Source organism: Salinicola salarius (assembly GCF_002179555.1).
GTDB classification, from domain to species: domain Bacteria; phylum Pseudomonadota; class Gammaproteobacteria; order Pseudomonadales; family Halomonadaceae; genus Salinicola; species Salinicola salarius_A.
On record NZ_NHOU01000064.1, the window covers coordinates 1 to 5,883 of the forward strand.

Genomic DNA, 5,883 nt, shown 5'->3' on the forward strand with positions numbered 1-5,883 from the left:
CCGAGTCGCCGACCGTCTGTACCCACTGCTGGGCCCTAAGCACCGCGCCCTAGCCTCCTACTTTATGCTGCCGGCTTGCCAACACAATCTTATCTACAGGATGAGCGACAAGGTAAACAGCTACGATAATGCCTGATTCAAGAGCTTCTTCCATAGCCCCCAAGGTTGAGGTGGTGCACGATGAACGCTTCCGAACACAAGAGCAGATGCGACGACAAGTATTCAAGTATATCGAATGTGATCAAGAACCAGGGTCTTGGCTTAGGAACGATAATTCTGTTCCGGCACATCGAACGCCGAGTGATAACTTATTTTCAGATCAAAACCCAATTAACATTAGATATAGCCCAATAACCAGCATTAGCCCAAAGCTGACTTTTAACCACAGACCAACAGGCTTAACGGATTCAAATCATAATTAAAGAGAAACTTTTAGAAGAGATTAACAGCTAAATCTTCTTGAGGATATCATGAGAAGCTTGAACAATAGCAGAACACAGCTCTTCATGTAACTCAATCTGTGATTTCCAAGCATGAAGATACAACGGAATATCACTGGTTTCCCCAGGACACAAATCTACCAATTCACCCCGCGGATAATACTTTCTATATTTTGGCTCAGGAACCATTCCATACCCAACACCATATAAAATAGACTCATAATAAGCCTCTGAGGAAGGGATATAATGACAATCACATGCCTCTTGTAGCAGCCCAAGCTGTGAGAAAAGAAAGTCAGACTGAAGCCTATCCTTAATACCAAAGATCAATAAAGGTGCTTTTTTAAGGCTTTGTACATTAACACCATGTTTAAAAAATTTTTCAAAAAAAACCCCAGAACATGCCAACCTATACTGCAAACAACCAAGATAAGTTGAGGTGCATCCACTAATGCTATCTTGTTTGGATGAAACAGCTAACGAAGCCAAGCCAGATTCAAGGGAGCCAAGAGTATAGTCTTGGTCATCTATTATCAAGCTGACAAGGATGTCTTTTTTATAAACAAACTCTGCGATCACAGAAAGCAACCAGTTTGATAAAGAATCATTATTAACAGCAATGGATATTCTCAGTCTCTCATTGGCTCCTTGTAAGAAATTTTTCAAAAACTCCTTATCCATTGCATTCTTCTTATTAAAATGGCTTATCAGTTTTGCGCCAGCATCTGTTGGTCTACATGGGCGAGAACGTATTAATAACGATCTACCCATCTTGGCTTCCAAAGATCGTATGCGTTGAGATACAGCTGAAGTTGTAACATTCAGCCGCTTTGCTGCCGCCTCAAACGATCCAGTTGAGACGACTTCCATTAAAGCTTCGGTCTTTTTGGGATCAAACATAGGCATTGTAAGAGCTAAATTGCAGGATAATCAACCAATTATAGCATCATTTTAAGTACTGCTAAACCCTAATGAAATAAACTTCAAAGCCTTTACGAATTTTTTTTCCTGCCTTAACGTCACAATCACTATCCACATGCTTTACTAGCAAAGGAGAAACTCATGAACGCTTCAGAACTTAAGGGGAATAGAATTGGTTTTGCTGCTTCCGGTGGGCTTGACAGTTGTACAATAACGTATTGGCTGGCATCCAAAGGAGTTAAAGTAGTTTGTTTTTGTGCAGATTTAGGACAGCCTGATGAAGAGAATTTCAACGATATTCGAAAAAGGATGCTAGCTTCTGGGGCTGAAGATTTCGTCTCAATAGATCTAAAAGAAAAAATTGCGGAAGCGGGAATTGAAGTAATTCAGAACAATGCCAAGTATGAATATGGATACTGGAATTTAACCGGAGCTGCCAGACAGGTTATTACAAAAGGAATTGTCAAAGAATTAAAAAATTATGGTATCGATATTTTTAGTCACGGCGCAACGGGGAGAGGCAACGATCAGATTCGGTTCCAATTGATAGCATCAATGATTGATCCACAGCTTAAATTCTATGCTGCATGGAGAGATGAAGAATTCCTACAAAAATTCAAAGGTAGAAGGCAAATGATTGATTATTGTTTAAATCACAACCTGCCTATAAAAGCCTCGCAGGACAAACCATATTCTACAGATTCCAACCTACTTGGGCTAACGCATGAAGGTGGAAAACTAGAAAACTTAACCACACCAATGAACTTTGTTTCACCTGAGTTAGGGCAATGGCCTATTGACGCTAACGAACAAGGTGAAAATATCAGGCTTGCCTTTCGTAAAGGCGTCCCAGTAAAATTGAACAACACAACCATAGACAAGATCACATTATATAAAACTCTAAACACCATAGGAGGCAGGCACGGCATTGGTATTGCTGTAAATGTCATTGAAAATAGAATCACTGGCATTAAATCAAGAGGCGTGTATGAATCTCCAGCTATGACAATCTTAGGAGAATGCTATCAAAGTTTACTTCAGCAGATTCTGGATAAATTTACGTTAGATATTTTTACGGATTTTTCTAAAGAGCTGGGAAACCGCCTTTACCAAGGGTACTGGGACGATCTTGGCTCCGTAATGTTGAAAAATGCTATATGCCCAGTTACACAGCTGGTATCTGGCACCATCGAAGTCAATCTTTATAAGGGTAATATTAGTTATGTGAGCTGCGAAGATGTGATTCATTCAATTTATACACTTGATGGATCAATGGAAAATGAAGGCAGCTTTAACCACACTGATTCTGAAGGCCTGCTAAACATTTACACTCTTAGTGTAAGAAACGCTTCTAAAGCTAGAACTTTTGGGAGCCATAATGATGAGCAATAAATTGTTATTAATTGCTGACACCTCCGTATGGTCAAAAAAAGCATACCAGTACCTGTCATCCTTCTCACAAGAATTAACTGCGGTATTCTGGGAAAGACATCTACCCAAAAGCTTTAATATAAATGAATGGAGGGGTGATTGGATTATATCCTTTAAATCAGATCTGATATTATCGAAGCATTTCCTAAATCAAGCCAACAGAGGAGCGATAAACTTCCATCCTGCTCCACCTTACTATAGAGGATTAGGTGGCTATAGGTATGCCTTACTTAATGGCGATGAGCACTTCGGGTGCACCTGCCATCATATGGATGAAAAAATCGACCACGGAAAAATAATAAATGTAAACTACTTCCCTATAGCTAAAAAAGAAACAGAAAAAAGTTTATGCGAAAAAACTGGAGCCTATGCGTTAACGCAGCTTTACACGGTATTTAGCCTAATAACTAATAATAGGTCTTTACCTGAAAGTTCTGATCAGTGGAGCAGCAAATTGTATACGAAAGACATGATCGAATGAAAAATTTCTAGTTGGAGAATTTATTATGTCGACTAAACTCTGGGCTGGTAGATTTAACAAAGGAATTAATGACGAAGTGCTGAAATATACAGCCACAACAGAAACAGATCAACGCTTAATAAAGTATGATATTTTGGGTTCTTTAGCTCATATAAAAATGTTGGAAAAATGCAAAATATTGTCGACACACACTGCTGGCAAAATATCAAATGCATTAATTGCTTTATATCGAGAAAACGAAAACAATAATCTAACCTTAAACGTAGAGGATGAAGACGTACATCTGAATATCGAAAAAATGGTAATCAATCTTATAGGTGAAGATATTGGTGGTAGGATACACACGGCCCGATCAAGAAATGATCAAGTTGTAACTGATACACGCTTATACCTCAGGCAAGCCATTTTAGATATTAAAGAGTTGTTGGAGTCATTTTCTTCTTCCCTATTAGAACTTGCTTCACGAAATACAGAATCATTGGCTATCGGTTATACACATGTACAGCCAGCTCAGCCTATTACAGTTGCATATTGGTATACAGCTTACGCCAGCATATTCACTAGAGATTGTAAACGGTTAGAAAACACATTCAATTCGGTCAATCAAAGCGTTTTGGGAGCTTGTGCACTAGCAGGAACGTCTTTTAATATTGACCGGCTTTACTCTAAATCCCTTTTAGCTTTTGACGGCCTTATAGAAAATGCCTTGGATGCAACTAGTTCTCGAGACTTTGTGATCGAAACTATCAGTAGCCTAGCGACTATCATGTCCAATCTTTCAAAATTGTCAGAAGAAATAGTGACATGGAATTCTTTCGAATATGGCTTATTGGATATTGATGATTCTTTTTCAACCGGCAGTTCAATAATGCCACAAAAGAAAAACCCTGTGGTTGCAGAACTAGCAAAAGGCAAGGTAGGACGTGTTTATGGCGCTTTAATTCAAATATTGACAACGATTAAAGGGGTAAGCCTAGGGTATAATTGCGATTTACAAGAAGACAAACCCATGCTTTGGGATGCAATTGATACTGTACGAAGTACAATTAATATTTTGCACCAGCATGTACTGACTTCCAAATATAATTCCAAGAGGGCATCTGAGATGAGCTGGAAGAATTTCACCACTATTACAGAGCTTGCCAACTGGCTAACTAAAGAGAAAGACATTCCATTTAGAAGATCTCATAGAATAACCGGCGAGCTAACAAATTACTTGATGAAACATGGGCTAGACTTGAGGTCACACAGTGAAGTTAACCAATTCTTAAGCAAGTTCGACATCTTCATATCAAAAGAAAAGCTTTCGAATTTAACAGATCCACTGGAAGTAGTTAAAAAGCAAATCAGCGTTGGATCTACTTCTCCTAAAAGCGTCTTAGCAATGATTGACAATCTATCAAGACAACTAGCTGACACAAAGAGCTTTACTGTTTCAAAGCTTGAGAATATTAAAATCTGTGAGGCCAAGCTTCTACAAAAAAATCTCTAACCAATAGTTTGGCTATGCCTATAACAAGGGCCCTGGCTTTTAAACCCTGCCAGGGTTGTCAAGGCCCGTACCTTATCATGATGAGGGGCAAGTGTACTATATATCTATTTTCTTTTCGGCCTTTTTAATGGGACTAGGAATTATACTAGCCATTGGCCCTCAGAATATTTTCATCATCAAAGAGTCCTTGCAGAATGGTCGCCCATATTTTGCAGCTGTTCTATGTGCTAGTTGCGATGCACTCCTTATTGCTTCTGGCACCTATATTTTATCTTCCTTGATTGATTCTGAGTCAATGTGGTTTGAAATCATTAAGTGGATTGGTATTGGCTTTTTACTTTACTATTCTTTAATAAACTTACTGTCTGCAGCAAAGGGAGTTGAGAACAAAAAGAAGATTCACGACGACAGCAAAGGTCTGATTTCACGCAATCACTCCGAAAACTCCTTTTATAAGATAATAGTTCTTTCTCTTACTTTTTCACTCTTAAACCCTCATGCCTATATCGATACTATATTGATCCTAGGAAATGTAGGATCAAGAATACCCGGAGTAGGCAAGATACCTTTTGTGTTGGGCTCAAGTGCTGCTTCTTATTTCTGGTTTTTGCTAACAGCGTATGCCGGCCTGAAATTATCCAATCTGTTTAAAGTCGACAAGTTTAGGCGGGCATTTGACACACTTGTTGCTATCGGCATGTTGTTCGTAGCCTACGGTCTATATTATTTCTGAATCGCCTGCGCTAAAGGTTAATTTTGGAGACGTACCATGGCCCTGAAGCTGGCAGCCAACTTGTCATCGCGGATGTTTAATGACTTTTCTCCTTAATGCTCTTGCCCAGCAGCGGTGGAACTTAAGCAATCATTTGGGCATCGAAGGCTTCCGGATTAATCATTCCAATACTGCTGTGCCGGCGCTGCCGATTGTAACCCAATCAATGTACTCAAACATTTGTCGTCGCATCTACTCTCGCCTTCGGGAGCATTCACCGTCACCGCCCCCGACCTGGAGGCTATGGAAGTGGCTCATCTAGTCGGGAGCCGCGCGATAGTCACTGAAGGCCTGACGGATTCCGGACTCAAGACTGCCGCGGGCCAGGGCCCGCGGCGGTGGATCG

Annotated in this window: 5 protein-coding genes; 4 read left to right on the forward strand and 1 reads right to left on the reverse strand. The window is 39.9% G+C overall.

Annotated features, from left to right (window positions below; all coding sequences use genetic code 11):
* Nucleotides 1-449 precede the first annotated feature (449 nt).
* Nucleotides 450-1,340, reverse strand: coding sequence for an HTH-type transcriptional regulator ArgP (argP, locus tag CCD76_RS18660; RefSeq protein ID WP_179208969.1), 891 nt, complete (start codon nt 1,338-1,340; stop codon nt 450-452).
* A gap of 162 nt (nt 1,341-1,502) precedes the next feature.
* Between argP and argG the strand changes: the two genes are divergently transcribed.
* From argG to CCD76_RS18680, 4 genes are all read left to right on the forward strand, one after another.
* Nucleotides 1,503-2,753 carry an argininosuccinate synthase gene (argG, locus tag CCD76_RS18665; RefSeq protein ID WP_087721015.1) on the forward strand — a complete coding sequence of 417 codons (1,251 nt, stop codon included), beginning with the start codon at nt 1,503-1,505 and terminating at the stop codon, nt 2,751-2,753.
* Nucleotides 2,740-3,273, forward strand: coding sequence for a formyltransferase family protein (locus CCD76_RS18670; RefSeq protein ID WP_087721016.1), 534 nt, complete (start codon nt 2,740-2,742; stop codon nt 3,271-3,273). Before argG ends, CCD76_RS18670 begins: the two co-directional genes overlap by 14 nt.
* 25 nt (nt 3,274-3,298) lie before the next feature.
* Nucleotides 3,299-4,765, forward strand: coding sequence for an argininosuccinate lyase (gene argH / locus CCD76_RS18675; RefSeq protein WP_087721017.1), 1,467 nt, complete (start codon nt 3,299-3,301; stop codon nt 4,763-4,765).
* A gap of 91 nt (nt 4,766-4,856) precedes the next feature.
* Nucleotides 4,857-5,498, forward strand: coding sequence for a LysE/ArgO family amino acid transporter (locus CCD76_RS18680; protein ID WP_087721018.1), 642 nt, complete (start codon nt 4,857-4,859; stop codon nt 5,496-5,498).
* The last annotated feature ends 385 nt before the right edge of the window (nt 5,499-5,883 follow it).